Source organism: Sphingobium sp. B1D7B (genome assembly GCF_025961965.1).
Taxonomy (GTDB): Bacteria; Pseudomonadota; Alphaproteobacteria; order Sphingomonadales; family Sphingomonadaceae; genus Sphingobium.
On sequence record NZ_JAOQOR010000001.1, the window covers coordinates 1,297,539 to 1,319,560 of the forward strand.

The window sequence follows — 22,022 nt, forward strand, 5'->3', positions numbered from 1 at the left end:
TCCGCCTCTGTCATGCTAGGCTTCTCCCATGATATCGATCCTGCTCGCTACCGCTCTTGCCATGGCCCCGGACTCGACGCCGGCTGTGACCCCGCCCTCATCCCAAGAAGCGCCGGCGGCAGCGCCGTCCGTTCCTACGGATCACGCTGCCTTGCTCGCCAGCAAGGACCCCAAGCTCGCGCGGAACAAGCGGCTGGTGTACGACATGTATCGGATCGTGCTCGTGGCTGGTCAGGTTGATCGCGCGCACGAGTTCATCGCGAAGGATTACATCCAGCATAATCCCAATGCCGCCCAGGGTTTGGCCGGCGTGATGGATTATGTCCGGTCCTCGCGCCCGCAGCGGCCTGTGGAGGCAAAATTGAGCCTCCCCATGGTCGACATCACGGCGGAGCGGGACAAGGTCGTCATTGCATTTGTGCGCCCCGAAAAGGATGCGAACGGGCAGACCTATTACACGACCTGGTTCGACATGTTCCGGATCGAAAACGGCAAGATCGCGGAGCATTGGGATCCTATGCTGAAGGGCGAACCTAAGGTTGACCCAAATCAGAAGAAGCTCTGATCGTTAAAGGAAATCTCTTGAATTGTGAGAAGCGCGCGAGCGTTCGGCTGCAATTCAAGTGTCTCAACTGCGCCTATTGCCCCCCGTCATTTCCGATTCCATACAATGCGCTGCATCCCGTGCGGAATCCTAGGACATCGTCGATCTTTACTTCACTTGGGATTGAAGGGCCTCTCCTTCGCTAAGCAGACGCAACTCACTTCGAACGTGGATAATGTGTCCGATCAGGGTTCTCCCTACCTGACCACTGGCAATGGCTATGGTAACGGGAATACGCTCGGAAGGCTGGTTCGGCCCGCCATTCGTACGCGCTTCTGATCCGCCGGGTCGCCCGTCCGCCAACGGCGCGATCATAGCGGACGGGGCATCGATATTTGAGGTAGAAGAACTGATGGTCACTCGATTTAGCATGGTGCTGGCCGCCGCTGCGGCGCTGGCAGTTTCGGTTCCGGCGACCTCTGCCGAACCTTTGCATACAACGAAGTTGCGTGTCCTGATCTTGTCCGACATCGGAAATGAACCCGACGATTCTGAGTCTCTTGTGCGCTTGTTGCTTTATGCAAACGAGTTCGACATCGAAGGCCTTGTTGCGACGACCTCCACCTGGCAGCGTACCAGGGTTCAGCCACAGCTTATGCGCGAGCGGGTGGAAGCTTATGGGAAGGTGCTTCCCAATCTCCGGAAACATGCCCGCGGCTATCCGGATGCCAGCACGCTGATGGCCGCAATCGTCAGCGGCACGCCGGTTTATGGCATGGCTGCGGTGGGCGAGGGCAAGGATACCGAAGCCTCGCGCCGGATCATCGAAGTAGTCGATCGCCCCGATGACCGACCGGTTTACATCCCCGTATGGGGCGGCAGCGCGGATCTTGCACAAGCCCTGTGGACCGTTCGCGAAACGCGCACGCCCGAACAGGTGAAGGCCTTCGTTTCCAAGCTTCGGATCTATTCCATTTCGGATCAGGACGATACCGGCGCTTGGGCGCGACGGACCTTCCCGGACCTGTTCTGGATCGCCAGCGTCCATGGCTGGGGCCAATATGGCCTCGCCGCATGGATCGGCATTGCTGGTGACCTTTTCCACCGTGACGACAAGTGGCCGAATGCGGACATGGTCACCAATGAGTGGCTGGAAGCCAATATTAGGCGCGGGCCGCTGGGCGCATTATATCCCCCGCATGAGTTCATCATGGAAGGAGACACACCGTCCTTTTTGGGCTTGATTCCTAATGGCCTGAATAATCCCGAGCGTCCCGAATGGGGTGGCTGGGGAGGGCGCTATCTGCCGATCTACGAAGGTGCCGGCCACCGGGCCGACGCATCTGACAGGTTTGTGGACGCAAATGGCAAGGTCTGGGTCAGCAATCAGGCGACGGTGTTTCGTTGGCGCGGGGCTTTTCAGAACGATTTTGCCGGACGGATGGCCTGGACTCTTTCGCCCGACGTGCGCCGCGCCAATCACTATCCCGAGCTGGTGTTGAACGGGGTCGCCGGAAAGGCGCCCGTCACCTTGTCGGCGAAGGTCGGCGCAACCGTGCGCCTCTCCGCCGCCGGCACGCATGATCGGGATGGCGACAAGCTGACCTATCGCTGGTGGCAATATGCAGAGCCAAGCCAGGCGCCCGGCGTCATGGTGCCGCCCCTTGAGATTACCGGCGCGGACAGCACGGAGGTGAGTTTCACCCTGCCGATGTACCGGATGACGAACACGAACGTCCCTGTGCCCAAGGACACCGCCTATCACATTATTTTGGAGGTCACGGATTCGGGATCGCCGCCCCTGACCAGCTACCGGCGGGCCGTGGTGACTTTGGAACCATGACGGGGCTGTGCCGCAATGGTCGATCGGGCCTGCATTCGATCGGCCATTGATGTTTTCTGGAAGGGCCTGTGGCAAATGGCGTGCTGGAGAGCAAGTAGGACTGTCACAGACAAGCGATCACGAAAGTAGACGTTCCCGATCATCGAGCGAAGCGGATGGCTGCGTGGACCAGTGCAGCTTACGCTAAACAACCAGCCAGAACTGGAATCTCGGGGAACGTTAGACTGTCTCGTCAAACTTGCCTATGAGCCTTCACACGCCTCGTGGGGGCAGAAGCGAAACTGAAGGATCGTAAGTGCCCTCACTCACGCGTGTGAGATACCGTGTCGCGCGCCCGACATAGCCGGGATCGGTCTTCCATCTCGCCAGCATGTCCATGGGCCGATAGACCGGCTCGATATAAGTAAGAGCATTAAGAGTCTGAAGTGCGACCATTTCCGGAGGATTTGCGGCGAGCAACTCGGCAAAAATCTGCTTGGCCTGCTCCCCTTCACTCAGATGCGTGAGGGCTTCCGCCATGACCACGCGGACCTGCGCCGACGTTTCGCGCTTGCTTGCGCTGAGTAACGTCTCTCGCGCCGGCGCGGCCTGTGCTTTGCGGATCAGCAGACCCGTTGCTGCCCAGTAGCGCATCACTTCGTTATCGTGTGTCAGGGCCCGAGTAAGATCCGGCAGTGCTGATGGGCCTCCGGTCGCCGCCTGCGCGGCCAGAGCCATAATGTCCGCCAGCGGATAGGCATGGGGCTGGCGACTGGCTTCGTAGCCCTCTAGCGGCGAGCCTTCGGGTATGAAGCCGTTATCGTTTATATCCAGCATGTGCTGGTCGAGCGCTGTCCGCAAAGCGCTCAGGCGGCGGCTCTGCTTCGGATCGGCGGCAAGGTTTTGAAGCTGATCAGGATCAGCTTCAAGGTCGTACAGTTCCTCATAGGGCCGAGGCTCGAAGAAGCGCGACTGCACGGCGTTAAGCTCGCCGGCGGCATAGCGGCGATACCAGTCCTGATAGCTGCGCAACATCATCGGGAAGGCGTTGACCTGCCCCATGGGGCGGTGCGGCATGTAGTTGCGAATATAGCGGTAATGCCCGTCCGCGACGGTGCGGACGAAGTCGTAACGCTCATCCATGCGATTGCGCATGCCAAAGGCATAGGCTTTCGGACGCGCGATCTTCCGGCCAAGGAAGGCCGTGCCCGGCATGGTCGCAGGCTGGGGAATGCCCGCGATGGACAGCAGCGTGGGCGCGAAATCGATGAAGCTGACCGGCGCCGCGATCTCGCCGCCCATCGCGGCCGGCGCATAGTCCGCCCATTTGTCGGGCACATGGACCACCAGCGCGCAACGCAGCCCTTCCTCATGGCAATGCCGTTTGGAGCGGGGCATGCAGCCGCCATTGTCCGAAAAGTAGAAGATGATGGTATCGTCGGCCAGTCCGGCATCTTCCAACTCGGCCAGCTTTTCGCCGACCTGTGCGTCCATCCGCTCCATGAGGTTATAATAGCTGGCGAAATCCTGCCGCACGGCGGGGCTGTCGGGGAGATAGGGCGGGACGCGGACCTGTTCGGGCTTCACCTTGCCTTCGGTGATGCCGAACAGCCGCGATTCATGCGTGGTTTCAAAGTTGAAAACAGCCATGAAAGGCGTGTTCGCAGGCCGGTTGCGGTAATGCGCCTTGGCGCTCGATTCATCCCAGATCGACGATGGATTGACGGCGGCATTGTAATCGGTTTTCTCATTGTTCGTGCAGTAATAGCCCGCCGTGCGCAGGAGTTGCGGATAGGTCTTGAGGAAATCAGGCAGGCTTGCGTCGGCGCGCATGTGGTTCGCCGGCGCATTCGATTCCGGATAGATGCCGGTCAGAAGGCAGAAGCGCGCCGGGGCGCAGACCGGAGCGTTCGCGTAGATCTTCCGGTAGAGCAGCCCCCGGCGCGCCAGCGTGTCGATATGTGGCGTATGGGCAATCGGGTCGCCATAGGCGCCAATGAAGGGATTATTGTCTTCGCTCACCAGCCACAAAATATTGGGCCTGCCTCTCGGGTCGGGCCGGCTTGTCTGCGCAGTTGCCGTGCAGCCGGTCGCGACGCTGGCCGCAGCCAGGCTCCCGAGCATATCCCTGCGACTGATCGCCATCTTCGCGTATCCTTATCTTAATTGAGGGCGGCCTTTGCCTTCCCGGACCGAAGCAATCCCCACAGCACCAGCGCGCCGATCAGGTCGAAGGCGGCGAGCATGACGAACAGGGGATTGTACCCCACAATCTCCGCGAGCCCGCCGACGATCAGCGTGAAGATGGCGCCGCCGATCCATCCGATCGATCCAGCCATGCCGGTCGCCGTGCCGACTGCCCGCTTGTCGAACAGATCGGCCGAGAGGGTCAGCAGGGCGCCGGAAAGCATCTGATGTGCGAAACCGCCGACGCAGAACAGCGCGATGGCCATGGCCGGTGAGGTGGCGAGGCCGATGCAGGCCGGGCCGATCATCAGCGTTGCGCCCAGCGTGACGGTCAGCTTGCGCGAGGTGAGCAGGTCAACGCCAAACCAGCGGATAAGCGCAGGCGCGGTGAGCCCGCCCAGCATGGAGCCCGCGTCCGCTGCCAGAAATGGCAGCCAGGCCCACAGAGCGAGATCTTTCAGATTAAAGTCCCACACCGTGACCAGATAGAGCGGGATGAAGAAATTGAAGGTCTGCCACGCCGGCTCCGCGAAGAAGCGAGGGATGGCGATGGACCAGAAGCCCTTGGTGCGGATCACCTCGCGCCAGTGCGCCGGGCGCGCGATGACCCCGGCATCGTCACCGGCGGTCTGGATATGGGCGAGTTCCGCTTGCGTCAGTCGCTTGCTCTGTTCGGGGCTGCGATAAACGAAATACCACAGCAGGGCGAAGAGCAGGCTCAGGCCGCCGGTGATGAGGAAGGCCGACTGCCAGCCGAAATACAGGATGCAGAACGCGACGAGCGCGGGTGCGATCATGTTGCCGATGGAGGCGCCCATGTTGAACACGCCGGTCGCCACGGTGCGCTCGCGCGGCGGAAACCACTCTGAGACGACCTTGAGGCCGCCGGGAATGGCGGCGGCTTCAAAGCTGCCCAGCAGCCCGCGCCAGAAGGCGAGGCTGAACCAGCCGGTGGCAAAGGCGTGGCACATATTGGCAAAGCCCCAGCCGACCACGAAGATGGCGAAGCCCAGGCGGGTGCCGAGCCAGTCCAGGATGGCGCCGCTGAACGTCTGCATCACCGTGTAGGTGGCCTGGAAGGAGAAGACGACCCAGCTATATTGCTGGGTGCTCATGCCGAACACTTCCATAAGCGTCGGCGCCGCGACGGAGAGGGACGAGCGCGCGAGATAATTGAGAATCGTGCCGATCGTGACGAGGCTGATGATCCACCATCTCAGGCCCATGAGGGGCATGCGCCGCTTGTCATTCACCGTCATTCTCTCCCGAAGCCCTGTTTGATTGGCAAAGTCAGTCTGCCATCGTTTCCAGATGACTGGACAGTGCGGCCAGTTCATCGCTCGTGGGTTTCCACGAGGAGGCGATCAATCCGCTCTCTGCGAAAAGCGCGGCGGCGATCCCGTCCCGGCCGGCCTGCTTCCAGGCCAGCGCCAGCGCCTCCGCACGGGGATCGCTGACATGCGGATTGTCGCCCCGCACATGCGCGATCCACGCGGCGAGGGCTCTCAGGATCGCAGGCGAGGCTTTCTCCTGCGCCTGCCGGTCGGCAAGCGTCGCCAGCCAGCGCTGGGGGATCTTCTGCGATCCATCCATGGCGATCTGGGCGAGCCGGTGGGGAAGGGCGGGGTTGGCGAAGCGGGTTTCCAGCGAGGCCGCATAAGCCTGCAGGTCTTGCCCGGCGGCCGGCTGGAAACTGTCGGCGGCTTCGTCCCGCATCAGGCTGCGGATCAGCGCGCCGATGTCTGGGTCGGCCATGGCCTGGCTGACCAGCTCATGCCCCTTGGCAAGGCCGAGATAGGCGAGCGCGGAGTGGGCGCCATTGAGCATCCGCAACTTGGCCGTCTCATAGGGGCGCACATCCGCCACGATCTCGGCACCAGCAGCTTCCCATGGGGGGCGGGGGCCGGCGAACCGATCCTCGATCACCCATTGGCGGAAGGGTTCGGTGAACACTGCAGCCTCGTCCCGCAGACCGATCATGCTTTCCAGCCGGTCGATATCATCGGGCTGCGTCGCCGGGACGATCCGATCGACCATGGAGCAGGGGAAGGTGCAGTTATCCGCGCACCATCGCGCCAATTGCGGGTCGGTGCCGGTCAGCACCTTGAGGAGCATGGCGCGCAAGCGGGTGCCATTGTCCGCCAGATTGTCGCAGCTCAGGATCGTGAGGCCGGGCAGGCCCTGGTCCCGGCGCTGCTTCAGACCTTGTGCGAGATAGCCGTAGATGGTGCGCGGCGCCGGGCTTGCGGGGTCGTCCTGCAGCAGCGGGTCGAGCGCGTCGTCCTGCCTGCCGGAAAGGTGATAGCCTTTCTCGGTCACGGTCAGCGTCACGATATGGGTCTTGGGATCGGCGATGGCGGACACCACACGGGCCGGGTCTTCCGGGGCGACGATGATATCGCTCAGGCAGCGCACCAGCCGCGTCGCAGGCGCGCCTTCGCCCTTCGTGGTCACGGTGAACAGGCAATCCTGCGGCGCAAGCTGATCGCGCACCGTGGCGCTGCGCATCGATACGCCGATGATGCGCCAGACCTCGCCCGACGTCGCAATGGCATCTTCGGTAAACACGGCCTGATGCGCTCGCGTGAAGGCGCCCAGGCCAAGATGGACGATCTGCTTGCTGCCGGCGGCGCGATCGTAAGGCACCTGAATAGCGCGCGCATCGAGCGACGCGAGGGTCTGCTCGGAGAGCCTCATAGTTTGTACGCTGCCTTGGCGAAATTATAGGCGAGATCCTGCGCGAGTTCGGCAGCTTCCCAGTCCTCCAGCCGATGCTCGGCGACCAGCCGCGCGAGAAAGGCGCAATCGACCCGGCGGGCGACATCGTGGCGCGCGGGAATGGACATGAAGGCACGCGTGTCGTCGTTGAAGCCGACTGTGTTGTAGAAGCCCGCTGTCTCCGTGACATTCTCCCGGAAGCGCCACATGCCTTCCGGGCTATCGTGGAACCACCAGGCCGGGCCGAGCTTGAGTGCCGGATAGTGGCCGGCAAGCGGGGCCAATTCCCGGCTGTAGGTCGTTTCATCCAGCGTGAAAACGATGAGGGACAGGCGCGGATCGCGGCCATATTTGGCGAGCAGTGGCCGCAGCGCATGGACATATTCGGTGCGCACCGGGATGTCCGCGCCCTTATCCCGCCCGAAATGCTCAAACAGCCAGGGATTGTGATTGCGGAAACAGCCAGGGTGGATTTGCATGACCAATCCATCCTCGATGCTCATGCCGGCCATGACCGTCAGCATGTGCGCGCGGAACAGTTCGGCATCCGCGGCGCTCACGTCCGGGGCAATGACGCGCGCGAAAAGAGCGCGGGCCTGCGCGTCGTCAAGGTCCGCCGTCGCAGCGGTTGGGTGGCCGTGATCGGTTGAGGTTGCGCCCATCCGGGCGAAAAACGCCCGGCGGTTGCGGTGCGCGGCGAGATAGCCCTCATAGGTGAAGCAATCTTCGCCGGCCAACTCGCCAAAGCGCACCAGATTGTCGCGAAAACCCTCGAATTCGGGATCGATCACTGGGTCCGGGCGATAGGCGGTAATCACCCGGCCGGACCAGCCGCTGGCGGCAATCGTGCGGTGATGGTCGAGACTGTCGAGGGGGGACTCGGTGGTGGCGATCACTTCGATATTGAAGCGCTCGAACAGCGCGCGAGGGCGGAACGCCTCCTGCGCCAGCTGCTCTGCGATGGCATCGTAATATGCGTCGGCGCTGTCCGCATCCAGCCGCTGGGCGAGACCGAACACTTCGGCGAACACCCAATCCAACCAGAGCCGCGAAGGGGTGCCACGGAACAGGTGATAATGGGCCGCAAAGATGCGCCATGCTTCTCGCGGCGCCGTCTCCGCCGCTTCGCCGCGCCGCCGCACGCCCAGCTTCTCCATGGGAATGCCCTGGCTGTAGAGCATCCGCAGGAGATAATGGTCGGGGACCAGCAGCAGGTCTGCGGCATTGCTGAATGCCTGATTGTCCGCAAACCAGCGCGGGTCAGTATGGCCATGGGGGCTCACGATCGGCAGTTGCGCAACCTGTGCATAAAGGTCGCGAGCGATTGCGCGCGTGATGGAGTCCGCAGGAAACAGCCGATCAGGATGCAGTTTCAGTGGACTCATGACCTTCTCCCTGGCGACCGGAAATGACCCCTTGCCATACAATGCCTGACCAATCTAGTATTGATTGTCAGGCGAAAATGCTTGGACACTCATCGGGAGCTTTGCCTGCAATGAAGATAACTGCCGCTCGGGTCATCGTCACCTGTCCCGGACGCAATTTCGTGACGCTCAAGATCGAGACCGATCAGGGCGTTTATGGAATCGGCGATGCCACGCTCAACGGGCGGGAGCTTTCGGTCGTGTCCTATCTGCAGGACCATGTGGCGCCCTGCCTCATCGGCATGGACCCGCGGCGGATCGAGGATATCTGGCAATATCTCTATCGCGGGGCCTATTGGCGGCGCGGACCGGTGACCATGCGGGCCATCGCGGCGGTGGATGTCGCGCTCTGGGACATCAAGGCCAAGATGGCCAATATGCCCCTGTACCAGCTTCTGGGTGGCCGCAGCCGCGATGGCGTGATGGTCTACGGCCATGCCAATGGCTCGGATATCGAAGAAACCGTCGATGCCGTGGGCGAATATATCGACATGGGCTATCAGGCGATCCGCGCGCAGACGGGTATTCCCAATGTGAAGGACGCCTATGGCGTCGGGCGTGGCAAGCTCTACTACGAGCCTGCCGATGCCGCGCTGCCTTCCGTCACCGGCTGGGATACGCGCAAGGCGCTCAACCATGTGCCCAAGCTGTTCGACAAGCTGCGCCTGACCTACGGGTTCGACCATCATCTGCTGCATGATGGCCACCATCGCTACACGCCGCAGGAAGCCGCCAATCTCGGCAAGATGCTCGAGCCCTATCAGCTTTTCTGGCTGGAAGACGTCACGCCCGCGGAGAATCAGGAAGCCTTCAAGCTGGTCCGCCAGCACACGGTCACCCCGCTGGCCGTCGGCGAGATCTTCAACACCATCTGGGATGCCAAGGATCTCATCCAGAACCAGCTGATCGACTATATCCGCACGACCATTGTAGGCGCGGGCGGCGTTTCGCATCTGCGGCGCATCGCCGATCTGGCCTCGCTCTATCAGGTCCGCACGGGCTGCCACGGCGCGACCGATCTCTCGCCGGTGACGATGGGCACGGCCCTGCATTTCGATACCTGGGTGCCGAATTTCGGCATTCAGGAATATATGCGCCACACCGAGGAGACGGACGCCGTCTTCCCCCATGATTACCATTTCGAGCGCGGTTTTCTCTACTGCGGCGAGACGCCGGGTCATGGCGTCGACATCGATGAAACTCTGGCCGCCAAATATCCCTACAAGCCGGCCTATCTGCCGGTCGCGCGGCTGTCCGACGGCAGCATGTGGAACTGGTGATGCGCGTTCTCGCGATCGGCGAGGGCATGGTCGAGTTCCGGCGGGAGGATGCGTGCTGGCGGCAGGCCCATGGCGGCGATGTGGTCAACACGGCCGTTCATCTGGCGCGCTTCGGTATCGCGACCGGCCTTGCGACGGCCATCGGGCGCGATGGGTTCAGCGATTTTCTCGCGGCACAGTGGCAGGGCGAGGGGCTGGACCTTTCATGCGTGGCGCGCAGTCCGGCGCATGAGTGCGGCATCTATTTCATCGCGACCGACGAACGGGGCGAGCGCTCCTTCACCTATCGGCGCAGCGACAGCGCCGCACGACGCCTGGTTTCACTGATCGCGCCCGATACCCTCGCCGCTGCAGTCCGTAACGCCGAGCTGATAGTTTATTTTTCGCTGGTGACGCTGGCCATCCTCCCGGAGGAAGACCGCGCTACGTTGCTCGATATTTTGCGGAGCCGCCGCGCAGCCGGTGGCCGCATCGCGTTTGACAGCAACTACCGTCCGGCGCTTTGGGAGACGGTGGCGGCGGCCCGGCATTGGCATGATGCGGCGCTGCGGACAGCGTCCATTGGTCTGCCGACGCTCGATGATGAGCAGGCTCTGCTCGGGACGACTTCTTGCGAGGAAGCAATAACCTATTGGCGCGAGCGCGGCGTCGATGAGGTCGCTGTAAAAATGGGGGCGACCGGCGCGATGGCGGGCGATTGCCTCGTTCCGACCCGCAAGATCGTGGCGCGCCCTTTGGATACCTCCGGCGCGGGCGATGCATTCAATGGCGGCTATCTGGCTCATCGGCTGGTGGGGCGAAGTCCGGAGGCGTCGGCGGAGGCCGGCAATGCTCTGGCCGCTTGGGTTGTGCAGCGGCGCGGGGCTATTCCGCCGGCCGAAGCCGGGATCTACAGTCGGCCATCGGGCGACGACACAGGGATGGCCGTTTGACCGGGTGACCCCGCCAATAAGAACAGCATGATTGGAGAAGGCCGTGCGCATGACTGGCAAGATTTCGTTCTCGGTATCCGCAATGGCGCTCTGCGCCGTGTTTAGCGGCTGTGCGACAACGGACCGGTCCGCCGCCGCGTCTACTCCATCTGCTTCACCGACGATGACACAGCCGGATGTCGCGGCGCGCAGCAAGCCGGTCATCACTGTGGCCGGACTGCGGTTCAAAGACCTCAATGCCTCCGGCACGCTCGAACCCTATGAAGACTGGCGTTTGACGGCGCTTGAACGTGCACGCGATCTCGTGACGCGCATGACGCTGGCCGAGAAGGCGGGGACGATGCTGATCGCGACGCAAAATCCCGATTGTGACGGCTCGATCACTGAGGATGGCAAGGCGCTCATCGAAAAGGAGGAGATGAGCCGCTTCATCCTGCGCGCCACGGTCTCCACGGAGCCGGCAGATTGTTCGGTCAAATTGACCGGCTTCCGTCTGAGGGGCGGTTACAGGCAGACGCCGCTGCAGATGGCGCGCTTCACCAATGCGGTGCAGGAAGCGCGCGAGGCGAGCCGGCTTGGCATCCCCGCGCTTTTCAAGGACAATGCCCGCAACCATGTCGAGGTCAGCCCGACCTTCGGCATCGGCCAGGGCGCCGGTGCCTTTACCGAATTTCCGAAAGAGGCGGGGCTCGCTGCCGCTGCGCTTGGCGCTGCAGGGCTGCTCAGCGCAACGGACGGTGCGCCACCCGCTGGCCTGCGGGGCGATATGTCCGTCATCACCGGATTTACGCGCGTCATGGGCCAGGAGTGGCGGGCCATCGGCCTGCGCGGCATGTATGGTTATATGGCGGATCTGGGCACGGAGCCGCGCTGGTCACGCTTCCACGAAACGTTCAGCGAAGATGCCGATCTGGTCAGCGATATCGTGACGGCGCTCGTTCAGGGTCTGCAGGGCGAGAAAGGGCAGGGCGGCCTTGCGCTCTCTCCGGCCACCGCAGTCAGCATGACGCTCAAGCACTTCCCCGGCGGTGGGCCGCAGCAGCTCGGGCTGGATGCGCATTACACATTCGGCAAGGACCAGTTCTACACCGATCCGAGCGGACGGTATGGGTTCGATTATCATCTGCGCCCCTTCCAGCGAGCCATCGACGCGGGCGTGGGTTCGATCATGCCTTATTATGGCGTGCCGGTTGATGCGCATCATGGCGGGCGGCCGGTCGAAAGTCTGGGCATGGCGTTCTCGCGGCAGATCGTCACGGGTATTCTGCGGGATGAGCTGGGCTTTCGCGGCTATGTGAACTCGGACAGTGGCATCATCGAAGAGCGCGGATGGGGTCTGGAAGACAGTCGCATCAATCCGGCGACTGGCAAGGGATACACCATCGCGGATCGCACCGCGCTCGCCGTTCGTGCTGGCACGGATATTCTCTCCGAATTCCGCAGCAAGAGCACGATCATCGATCTCGTAAGGGACGGCGCATTGAGCGAGGCGCGCGATATTGATCCGGCGGTCGAGCGGCTGCTGACGGAACAATTCGCGCTGGGCCTGTTCGAAAATCCCTATGTCGACGCCGAAGCTGCGCCGCAGATGATCGGCACGGCTGAGCATCGCGCGCTGGGGCTGGATGTTCAGCGGCGGTCGCTCGTGCTGCTGCACAATCAGAAGGTGGACGGCTCGGCTGTGTTGCCGCTCCGCCCGGGCAGTCGCATCTACACCATGGGCTTTGCCGGTGCTGACTTCGCCGCGCGGGGTTTCGCAGCGACTGACGGCAATTATGACGCGAAAAAGGGGCAGGTCCGTCCCGTCGTCCCGGCGGGCACGGACTATGCCGTCATCAATGTCCGCGTGAGCACGGACGGGGCGCGGCGCTATTCCAGCAAGTCAACCGAAGCCGGCGGGCGCGCGGTCGATCCGGCGACCAGCATCGCCAACCGCGTGACGGGCAAGCGGCAGGCAAGCTGGGGTGAGCAGGACCCCTGCACGGCGCCCGGTGTCAGCAAGGACGTCACCTGCGTGGACGACAATCTGATTTTCGGCGGCGCGTTTCCCTGGGAAGCAGGGATGCTGTCCTTTTCCGCCATGGCGAAGGCGCAGAGCTGGTCGGTCTATCCGTCGCTGGCGGACATTCAGGCGGTCATGCGCGAAATCGGCGATCCGCGCCGCGTGATCCTCAATATCTATTTCCGCCAGCCTTATGTGCTCGATGAAGGCAGCGGGCTGCGGAATGCCGGGGCGATCGTCGCGAGCTTCGGGGCGAGCGATGCGGCCCAGATCGACGTGCTGACCGGCAAGCAGGCCCCGGCCGGGCGCCTGCCTTTCGCCTTGCCTGCCTCGCTCGATGCTGTCGACCGGCAGCATTCCGATGCGCCCGGCTATGCCGAGACGCCGGGCGGCACGCTCTATCCGTTCGGCTTTGGCCTGACCTACTGAGTGGGCATGCCGGGGGAGCCCGGCGCGTTGCTCAGGCAATCGCCCTTTCATAGCGGGCGCGCTTCGATGCCGATGCCTTGCGCGCTTCCTCGATCGCCTTTTCCTCGGTAGCAAAGAGCAGGCTGTCCAGAACCGCGGTCAGATGCGCGCGCATGGCGGCGCGGGCCTTGGCGGGGTCGCGCGTCCGCAGCGCATCGAGAATGACCTGATGCTCGTCGATGACCGGTTTGACATTGGCCGATCGCGCCTTGGCATAGAGCAGGGCGGTCTCAGGGGATTTGGCGCGCAACGACCAGAGATTGTCGATGAGGTTCACGATCGCCGAATTGCGCGTCGCCCGCGCGATGGTCAGGTGGAACTGGTGGTCGGCGTCTTCCGTGCCGGCGTTGCGCTCATTCTCTGTCGCAATCTCGTCGATCAGCTGCGCCAGCGTAGCGAGCTCCTCGTCGGTGATCTGCGCCGCCGCAAGCGCGGCCGCTTCGCCTTCCAGCAGCAAGCGCGCTTCGGTCAGTTCGAAGGCGCTGACATTGAATGCCGCAGGATCGCCCGCGCTGGGCAGGCCTTTGAGATAGGCGCCGGAGCCGACGCGGACTTCGACGATGCCCTGAACCTCCAGCGCGATGATCGCCTCGCGGATCGTCGGGCGGCTGACATTATACTGGATCGCGAGTTCCCGCTCCGTGGGTAGCCGGTCGCCAGGCTTGTAGCGCCCGCTCCCGAACACCTCCAGCAACTGGTGCGCGATTGCCTGATAAAGTCGGTCTCTGCCGCTGATCGGTTCGGATGCCATGACCACCTGTTCTATGTCGACCCTCTGCCAGAGGAAAGCGGCGATGCTATCGCGGATTGAGCGGATTGGCCAGACACCTTTGCGCGGTTTCTTTGCAACAGTCGAATATGAAAGTGGCGGCTGAAATTAGCCGTTTTCGGTCAGCACGCTGATTTTTCCCGCCACAGCCATTTATATTCTGCCTACAATGTGGCATGACCAATTATCCGCAGTGACTTGGCCAGGTCCGGTTCGGTTCCGAGTTTTGGTAAGAGGATCTCCCTAAATGCGTTTTTTCCTACGTTTTTCCGTTGCGTCTGCTGCATTGGCGGCGGCCTGTGCGGTCGCAACGCCTGGCTTCGCCCAGAGCGCGCCCGAAGCCGGTGCCGGGGCTGAGCCGGAAGCGATCATCGTGACCGCGCAAAAGCGGGAGCAGGACATTCTTGAAGTTCCGGCGGCGGTCAGCGTGATCAACTCGGCGGTGCTGAACACGGCGCAGGTCACCCAATTCTCCGACATTACCCGCGTGTCGCCGTCGCTGACGGTGAACGAGCAGGGCAATTCGGCGTCGTCGTCCGTCTCGATCCGCGGCATCGGCACCTTCTCCTTTTCGACCAGCACTGAGCCCGCCGTCTCGATCGTCGTGGACGGTGTGGCACTGCTTCAGCAGGGCCAGGCGTTCGGTGGCGGGTTGAATGACATCGCGCAGGTCGAGGTTCTGCGTGGGCCGCAGGATTCCCTGTTCGGCAAGAACGCGTCTGCCGGCGTGGTCAACATCACGACCAAGAATCCGACGCGTGACCTGAGCGGTTATGTCGAAGGTGTCCTGACCAATGACGACGAGACGCGGGTATCCGCCATGCTCTCCGGTCCCATCGGCCAGAATGCCGGCTTCCGGCTGAACGGCTTCTATTCCGACCGTGAAGGCTACATCAACAACCTGACCAACGGTCATCGCCTCAATGGCGCGGAAAGCTACGGTTTTGGCGGCAAGTTCACTTACGGTGCCGGCAACCTCGATCTCACGCTGTCCGGCAATTACAGCAACACCAAGTCGAACGGCAACGCGCCGACCTATTATTATGTGACCCCTGGTGCGACCCAGAATGGCGCGGCGATTGACCTGCGCGGCATCCGGCCGGGCGTCGGCAACGACAATGTCCGCTTCGATGGCGATCCGCGCGCTGACAGCTTCCAGTATCTGCTGTCGGCCAAAGCCGATCTTGACCTGGGCTTTGCGACGCTGACATCGGTTTCCGCCTATCAGCGCTGGAAGCTGGAATCCGGCCAGGATCTCGACTTCTCTGCCGCGCCGACCCTCTATCAGGGCGGCCCCTATGATGCGACGATGTTCAGCCAGGAGCTGCGCCTGACCTCGCGGGGCGCCAGCCCGTTCGAGTATATGGTCGGCCTGTTCTATGCTGATGGCAATACCGATCGCCGCTTCATCCGTTCGGCGCCGTCTTTCTTGTCGTTCCTCCGTCAGGATTGGGATTCGACCGCGTCGACGGAAAGCTATGCCGCCTTCGGTCAGCTCGGCTATAATTTCACGCCCACGACCAAGCTCACGCTCGGCGGCCGCGTGAATCGCGAGACCGTCGGCGTGTTCTATCGCGATAATCGGCCGGCAACGCCTGTCGTCTACGAAGATCAGCGTAGCGATACGGCGGTCACCGGCAAGGCCTCGCTGCAGCAGTTCGTGAGCGACGAAGTGATGGTCTATGCCGCCATCGCCAAGGGCTATAAGGGGCAGGCCTACGACATCTCGTCGGGCTTCAACCAGTCGCGGATCGACAATCTCGTCAAGCCCGAGCATTCCGTATCTTACGAAGTCGGTATGAAGGGTCGCTTCTGGGGCAACCGTGGATCGTTCGCGATCACCGGCTTCTGGACCGACTATGACGACTTCCAGGCGCAGAGCGCGGAATTCATCGCCGGTGCGCCGCAATTCATTCTCAAGAATGTCGGCAAGCTGCGCACCAAGGGTATCGAGTTCGAGGGCTCCATCCGGGCGACTCCGAACCTCAACCTCTATGGTTCGGCCGCTTACGTCGACGCGAAGATCCGCGAATTCCCGGGCGCGAGCTGCTATCCTGGTCAGACGGTCGCGCAGGGCTGCGTCGCCATTCCGGGCACGACCACGTTCGTGCAGGATCTGGCTGGCGTTGGTCTCGCCAATTCGCCGGACTTCAAGTTCAACGTCGGTGGCGTATACGAGGCGCCCATTCAGGGCACCGAGATCAACGCCTATATGAGCGCGAACTATGCCTGGCAGGATGATGTCAACTTCTCGCTGGATCGCAACCCGCTCACCAAGTTCGATGCCTATGGCATCGCCAATGCCAGCATTGGCCTGCGCAGCACGGGCGCTGTGAACTGGGATCTGTCGTTCTTCGTCAACAACTTGTTCAACAAGGCGTATCTGACGTCCATCACCGATTATACGGGCAATGGATACTCGGCCCCGACGCTGATCCAGCAGGTTCCGCGCAACTATCAGCGCTATGTCGGCGTCCGCCTCCGGGTCGGTTTTGGAGCGAGCAACTAAAACCGTTCCGATCAACGGAACAAAGCAGAACTGAAAGAGAGGACAGTACCATGACGATTGCCCGTTTGAGAGGGTTCATTCAGCAATGGCGTGGTCCTGGCCTCTTTTTCCTCGGCGCGTTATCGGCGGCCCCTCCGGCATTGGCTGGGGAGGCCGTTGGCACATCCGAGCCGCGGGTGACGACGCAGGCGGGGGCGATTGAGGGACGGATGCTGCCCTCCGGCGTTCGCGCGTTTCTGGGCGTGCCTTATGCCGCACCGCCGGTACGGGATTTGCGCTGGCGGGCGCCCCAGCCGGTGGCGGCCTGGAAGGGCATCTATCATGCCGACCGGTTCGGCCCGCAATGCATGCAGCAGCAGCGCGGCATCCTGACCAACCAATATTCCGGCGCGGAAGTCACCAGCGAAGACTGCCTTTATCTCAACATCTGGGCCAAGCCGGGACTCAACAAGGCGCCCGTGATCATCTTCTTGCATGGGGGCGGCTTCTTCATCGGCGCGGGCAGCATGGCGCTGTACGGTGGCGAGACTGTCGCCACGCGGGACGTTGTCTTCGTCAATCTCAATTATCGCGTCGGCCCGCTGGGCTTTTTCGCGCATCCCGATCTGACCTCTGAATCGGGGCATAAAGCATCGGGCAATTATGGATTCCTGGACCAGATCGCCGCGTTGCGCTGGGTGCAGGAGAACATCGCGCAATTTGGCGGCGATCCTTCCAATGTGACCATTGCTGGCCAGTCGGCCGGGTCGATGTCGGTTCTCGCTTTGCAGGCCAGCCCGCTTGCCAAGGGTCTTTTCCAGCGCGCCGTGGGCATGAGCGGTGCGCTCATCGGCTCGGCGGCGCCGGGTGCCATGCGTCCCCTGGCGCAGGCCGAGCAAGATGGCGTGCGGCTGCAGGCCATCTGGAAGGGCAGCAACCTCGCTGATCTTCGCGCCATGCCCGCCGACCGGCTGGTCGTGCCGCGCGTGCCCGGAACTCCGCCGGTCGGCCCGATCGAAGATGGCTATGTGTTGCCTTACCCGATTGACGAGGCCTTCAACCGGTCTGCCCAGAGCGATGTCCCGCTCATGCTCGGCTTCACGCGCGATGAATCGCTCGGTGGCCTCGGCCCTGTGCAGACGCTGGCTGACTACAAGGCGCGGGCTGCGGCCGTCTTCGGCGGTCGTGCGGACGCCTTCCTGAAGCTTTACCCCGCGGCGACCGATGCTGAAGCGAAAGCGCAGGCGCGGGTTGCGGACCGGGACGGGACGATGGCGGCGGCGATGGATGCCTGGGCGCGGGCGCAGGTCGCGAAAGGCAAAGCGCCGGTTTACAGCTATATGTTCGCCCGCCCGCATTCCTACCCGGCCGGGGTGCACATCCCCGACCTCGATCCCGCGACGGCCGGCGCTTACCACACCTCGGAAGTGCCGTTCTGGCTCTCCACGATCGACAGCTTCGATCGCTTCCGCCCCATGCGGGACTGGTCCCAGGCAGACCGCGCGTTCAGCAGCGCGATGACGGATTCGCTCGTCGCCTTTGCCCGCTCGGGGAAGCCGGACACGCAGCAACTCAAATGGGTGACGTTCGACCCGGCCCGTCCGCGCCTGCTCGAACTCGGGGCTGATGCACATATCTCTGCCTGGCCGGACGAGCGCAGGCTGGCGTTCTTCCGTGCCGCGCCCGCCCAGCGTCCCGCAGGTGGCGCGGCGCGCGACTGACCGGCGAACGCCTGCCTGAAGACGCGCACTAGGACATGAAGAAGGCGAGATAGATATGCGGATGATGACATCGATGGCACTGGTTCTGGCGCTCGCTGCAACGAGCCAGGCCTCCCCATCGCTTGCCCGTGACGCGGTGTCGTCCAGCAATCAGGCCAGCGAGCACGTGCGCACCAGAATGGCGCTGGCCGACGGCTGGCAGTTCAATCTGGTCGGCCAAGCCGGTCCCGCCGCGCATGACCCTAAGTCGGAGAACTGGAAGCCGGTCTCGGTGCCGCACAGCTGGAATCGCGTCGGCTATTATCTCTCCGACCCGAAAACGCATGTGAACTCGGCGGAGACAGTCAACAAGACCCAGGGCGTCGGCTGGTATCAGCTGACCTTCACGCCCGCAGCGGCGAATGCGGGCAAGCGTGCCTTTCTGGAATTCGATGCAGCCAGCCGGACCGCCGAGGTGTGGCTGAATGGCGTGCGCTTGGGCGAGCATCGCAATCCGTTTGGTCGCTTCCGCCTGGATGCCAGCAGCGTGATCCGCTTCGGCGAGCCCAATTCGCTCTACGTGAAAGTCGACAACACCCAGCCGCGTCTGGGGAACAGCACTGAGGACGTGCTGCCGATGACCGGCGACTTCTTTGTGCGGGGCGGGCTGTATCGGCCGGTCAGTCTCGTCATGACCAATCCGGTCCATATCGACATGCTCGATCATGGCGGGCCGGGCATCTACGCCGCGACCCGCAGCGTTGAGAGCGGCCGGGCGACTATCGATCTGCTCGCGCGGCTCAGAAACGACAGCGCCTCCGCGCAGCCGGTGACGATCGACGCGCAATTGCTCGATCATCGCGGCAAGGCGGTCGCGACATGGCGCGAGACGGCGCAGCTGGCCGCTGGCGCGGTCAGGGAGATGCGCGGTGCGCTGGTCGTCGCCAATCCGCATCTGTGGAACGGCACGGCCGATCCCTATCTCCACACGCTGCGCTTCGAGATGCGGTCTGCCACCGGCGAATTGCTCGATGCACTGGACCAGCCCTTCGGCATCCGCACGCTGAGGCTCGACCCGAAGGAGGGCTTTTTCCTCAACGGCAAGCGTATGCCGCTCGTCGGCGTGGGGCTGCATCAGGATAATGAAGCCGCCGACTGGGCCATGACGCCCAAGGACGTGGCAGAGACGGTGGACATCATGCGCGATATGGGCGCCAATTCCCTGCGCCTCGCCCATTATCAGCACGGCCAGCCGATCCACGACCTCGCAGACCGCTATGGCCTCATCCTGTGGGACGAGATCGCGCTGGTGACGGCTTGGACCAATGCGCGCGACCAGACCGAAGCGCCGGCGGGCATTCGCGAGAATGCGCGGATGCAATTGCAGGATCTCATCAAGCAGAATTACAATCACGCCTCGGTCGCGGTGTGGGGCATCGCCAATGAAGTGGATTTCGGCCCGGGCCGGCCGGACTTTCTAGGCCGCCCACCGGAGGTGCTGGCCAATCCGCGCCCGCTGCTTGACGAGCTGAACGCGCTGGCCAAATCGGTCGATCCGCTACGGCCGGTCGTGCTGGCGCAATGCTGTGAAGGCCGGGGCATGCCGGACGTGCCGCCCGTTGCGGAGTCGGTCGATGCCGTCGGCGCCAACCGTTATTATGGCTGGTATTATGGCGAGCCGGATCAGCTTGGCGCGCATCTCGATGAACTGCGCGCCAAGCGACCCGATCAGCCGATTTCGATCAGCGAGATCGGGGCTGGCGGCGCGGCCAACATGGCATCGGACAATCCGCTGGGCGGCCCGATTGAATCTGCTGGGCGGACCCAGCCGGAAGCCTTCTTCTCCTGGTATCATGAGCAGAGCTGGAAGGTGCTCAAGGATCGGCGCGATCTTTGGGGCATCTGGCTGTGGAACGGCTTCGATTTCGGCTCGACGGTGCGGCGCGAGGGCGATGCGCAGGACATCAATACCAAGGGCATCGTCACCTATGATCGCAAAATCAGAAAGGACATTTTCTACTTCTATCGCGCGAACTGGTCCGACAAGCCGACCGTCCACATCAACGGCCGTCGCTATGTGGACCGCGCCTATCCCGTCACCGACATTCGCGTTTACAGCAATGCCCCGGAGACCCTGCTCACGGTGAATGGCCGCACGCTGGGCGGTCTGAAGGATTGCCCCGACAGTGTATGCGTATGGCCGGCCGTGCGCCTGAAGCAGGGCGGCAATGTCATCGAAGCCCGTGGCGTGTTCCCGTCCGGCCCGGTCATGGATCGGATCGACTGGACCGTCGCGCCGGCGCAGGCCCGCAGCTTCCGCATCGACAGCGGCGCGCTCGTCGCCGCGCGCGCGGACGTGAAGTTCGGCTCGGATGAATTCTTCGTCGGCGGTACGGCAGGCACGACCGATCAGCCCGGCGGACGCGGCCGCCAGGCCGTCCTCGCCGAGATTAGCGGAACGGATCGGCGCGATGTGGTCGCGAGTTTTCGGCAGGGGAAGGCGTTCCAATACCGAATCCCCGCCGCCGATGGCCGTTACCGCGTCACGCTGAGCTTTGTGGAGCCAGACAAGGGCGTCGGCGAGCGGCGGTTCAGCGTCACCGCCAATGGCAGGCCGGTCCTGCAAGCCTATGACATTCGCGCCCGGGCTGGCGCCGTCCGCGCGGCCGTGCGTGAGACGTTCGACGTCGATGTGACGGGCCAGATGCTGACGCTGCAGTTCAAGGCTTCCGTTGGCGAGGCGGTGGTTTCCGCCATTGAGGTCGAACCGGTTGGTAACTGAGCCGGATTCTGGCGTTGCCCGTCGCGCTGTAGTGGCGGGCGCGGTGTCTGCGTTCGCAGCAGGATGCACGCCTTCGCTGGTTCGGCCCGCGGCAGAAGCGAGGCCGCTCGGACTGGCGAGCATCACCGTCGCGCAGGCGCTCCAGCGCGACTATGCGGGGACCCTCAAGGCCGCCAAAGCGATGGGGTACAGCCATTTCGGTTTCCCGCTCGCCGCGCTCTCCCCCCGCCAGCCGCCGGCGCCTGATCCGGTCGAGGCCGCCGCGATGGTGCGGGATGCCGGTCTGTCGGTCGGCGTCGTGCGGCTGGGTTACGGCGTGGCGCCGGCAATGCAGATGGCCACAGCGCGCAAGATCGGCGCAACGATTGTCGCGCAATCGGCCGCGCCGGTGTTCTTCGAGGGCGCGGTCCCCGGCAAGACGACGCGCGCGGCGTTCGAGGCGTGGCTGCCGCGACTAAACGATCTTGCGCGCGCGGCACATGAAGAAGGCCTGCGTCTGGTTTTCCACAATCACGGCTGGGACCATGTTCCGCTCGAGGGAAAGACCCCGCTCGCGTTGATCGCGGAGCGGTTTGCGCCCGGCGAGGTGGATTTCGAGATCGATCTGGCATGGGCCGCCTTGGGCGGCGCCGAGCCTCTGAGGCTCGTCCGCGCGCTGGGGCCGCGCGTCCTCGCCATGCATTTCAAGGATGTCGATCCATCGCGCGGGCCATCGAAGCATGACCGGCTGGTTCCGCCGGGCGATGGCATATTGAACTATGCGCGGCTGATACCGCTGCTCGATAGGATGACCAACGCGATCGGCTATGTCGAAGTCGATGCGCCGGAGGACGAGATTGCAGCCGCCGGCCGGGGCGCGGTGTTCGTGCAGCGCGTGCGGCGAGGCTCGGTCTCGGACCGCTGATA

14 protein-coding genes are annotated in these 22,022 nt (G+C 63.2%); 9 read left to right on the forward strand and 5 right to left on the reverse strand.

Annotated features, from left to right (window positions below; translation table 11 throughout):
• The first annotated feature begins 28 nt into the window (after positions 1 to 28).
• A complete protein-coding gene (locus M2336_RS05925; protein WP_264574332.1) occupies positions 29 to 565 on the forward strand; it encodes an ester cyclase in 537 nt (178 codons plus the stop codon).
• Positions 566 to 818: 253 nt separating this feature from the next.
• The gene (locus tag M2336_RS05930) at positions 819 to 2,387 is read left to right on the forward strand and encodes a DUF1593 domain-containing protein (RefSeq protein WP_264592653.1); all 1,569 of its coding nucleotides are present in this window, start codon (positions 819 to 821) and stop codon (positions 2,385 to 2,387) included.
• A gap of 252 nt (positions 2,388 to 2,639) precedes the next feature.
• On the opposite strand, the gene M2336_RS05935 is transcribed toward M2336_RS05930, so the two are convergent.
• The 4 genes from M2336_RS05935 to uxaC are packed head-to-tail and all read right to left on the reverse strand — an operon-like array spanning position 2,640 to position 8,656.
• Positions 2,640 to 4,511 carry a sulfatase-like hydrolase/transferase gene (locus tag M2336_RS05935; RefSeq protein WP_264574334.1) on the reverse strand — a complete coding sequence of 624 codons (1,872 nt, stop codon included), beginning with the start codon at positions 4,509 to 4,511 and terminating at the stop codon, positions 2,640 to 2,642.
• 17 nt (positions 4,512 to 4,528) lie between these two features.
• Complete coding sequence (locus tag M2336_RS05940; RefSeq protein ID WP_264574335.1) at positions 4,529 to 5,788, reverse strand: MFS transporter; 1,260 nt, start codon at positions 5,786 to 5,788, stop codon at positions 4,529 to 4,531.
• Positions 5,789 to 5,843: 55 nt separating this feature from the next.
• Positions 5,844 to 7,250: a mannitol dehydrogenase family protein gene (locus M2336_RS05945; protein ID WP_264574336.1), complete on the reverse strand. Its 1,407-nt coding sequence runs from the start codon at positions 7,248 to 7,250 to the stop codon at positions 5,844 to 5,846.
• Positions 7,247 to 8,656, reverse strand: a complete 1,410-nt coding sequence (gene uxaC / locus M2336_RS05950; protein WP_264574337.1) for a glucuronate isomerase — start codon at positions 8,654 to 8,656, stop codon at positions 7,247 to 7,249. Before uxaC ends, M2336_RS05945 begins: the two co-directional genes overlap by 4 nt.
• 110 nt (positions 8,657 to 8,766) lie before the next feature.
• On the opposite strand from uxaC, the gene manD reads away from it, so the two are divergent.
• The 3 genes from manD (at position 8,767) to M2336_RS05965 (ending at position 13,338) form a co-directional block, all read left to right on the forward strand.
• Entirely contained in the window at positions 8,767 to 9,975 is a 1,209-nt protein-coding gene (manD, locus tag M2336_RS05955; RefSeq protein ID WP_181558590.1) for a D-mannonate dehydratase ManD, read from the forward strand.
• Positions 9,975 to 10,907, forward strand: a complete 933-nt coding sequence (locus M2336_RS05960) for a sugar kinase (protein ID WP_264574338.1) — start codon at positions 9,975 to 9,977, stop codon at positions 10,905 to 10,907. Before manD ends, M2336_RS05960 begins: the two co-directional genes overlap by 1 nt.
• A gap of 163 nt (positions 10,908 to 11,070) precedes the next feature.
• Positions 11,071 to 13,338 carry a glycoside hydrolase family 3 protein gene (locus M2336_RS05965; RefSeq protein WP_264574339.1) on the forward strand — a complete coding sequence of 756 codons (2,268 nt, stop codon included), beginning with the start codon at positions 11,071 to 11,073 and terminating at the stop codon, positions 13,336 to 13,338.
• 31 nt (positions 13,339 to 13,369) lie between these two features.
• Here M2336_RS05965 and M2336_RS05970 read toward each other — a convergent pair whose 3' ends face one another.
• Entirely contained in the window at positions 13,370 to 14,128 is a 759-nt protein-coding gene (locus M2336_RS05970) for a FadR/GntR family transcriptional regulator (RefSeq protein WP_181558593.1), read from the reverse strand.
• 265 nt (positions 14,129 to 14,393) lie between these two features.
• Here M2336_RS05970 and M2336_RS05975 point away from each other — a divergent pair, with 265 nt between their 5' ends.
• The 4 genes from M2336_RS05975 to M2336_RS05990 are packed head-to-tail and all read left to right on the forward strand — an operon-like array spanning position 14,394 to position 22,020.
• A complete protein-coding gene (locus M2336_RS05975) occupies positions 14,394 to 16,655 on the forward strand; it encodes a TonB-dependent receptor (RefSeq protein ID WP_264574340.1) in 2,262 nt (753 codons plus the stop codon).
• 50 nt (positions 16,656 to 16,705) lie between these two features.
• Positions 16,706 to 18,355, forward strand: coding sequence for a carboxylesterase/lipase family protein (locus M2336_RS05980; protein WP_264592654.1), 1,650 nt, complete (start codon positions 16,706 to 16,708; stop codon positions 18,353 to 18,355).
• A 55-nt stretch (positions 18,356 to 18,410) separates the two neighbouring features.
• Entirely contained in the window at positions 18,411 to 21,116 is a 2,706-nt protein-coding gene (locus M2336_RS05985; protein ID WP_264592655.1) for a glycoside hydrolase family 2 TIM barrel-domain containing protein, read from the forward strand.
• Between the two features lie 43 nt (positions 21,117 to 21,159).
• Positions 21,160 to 22,020 (forward strand): sugar phosphate isomerase/epimerase family protein, encoded by an 861-nt coding sequence (locus M2336_RS05990; RefSeq protein WP_264574343.1) that lies wholly within the window; start codon positions 21,160 to 21,162, stop codon positions 22,018 to 22,020.
• The last annotated feature ends 2 nt before the right edge of the window (positions 22,021 to 22,022 follow it).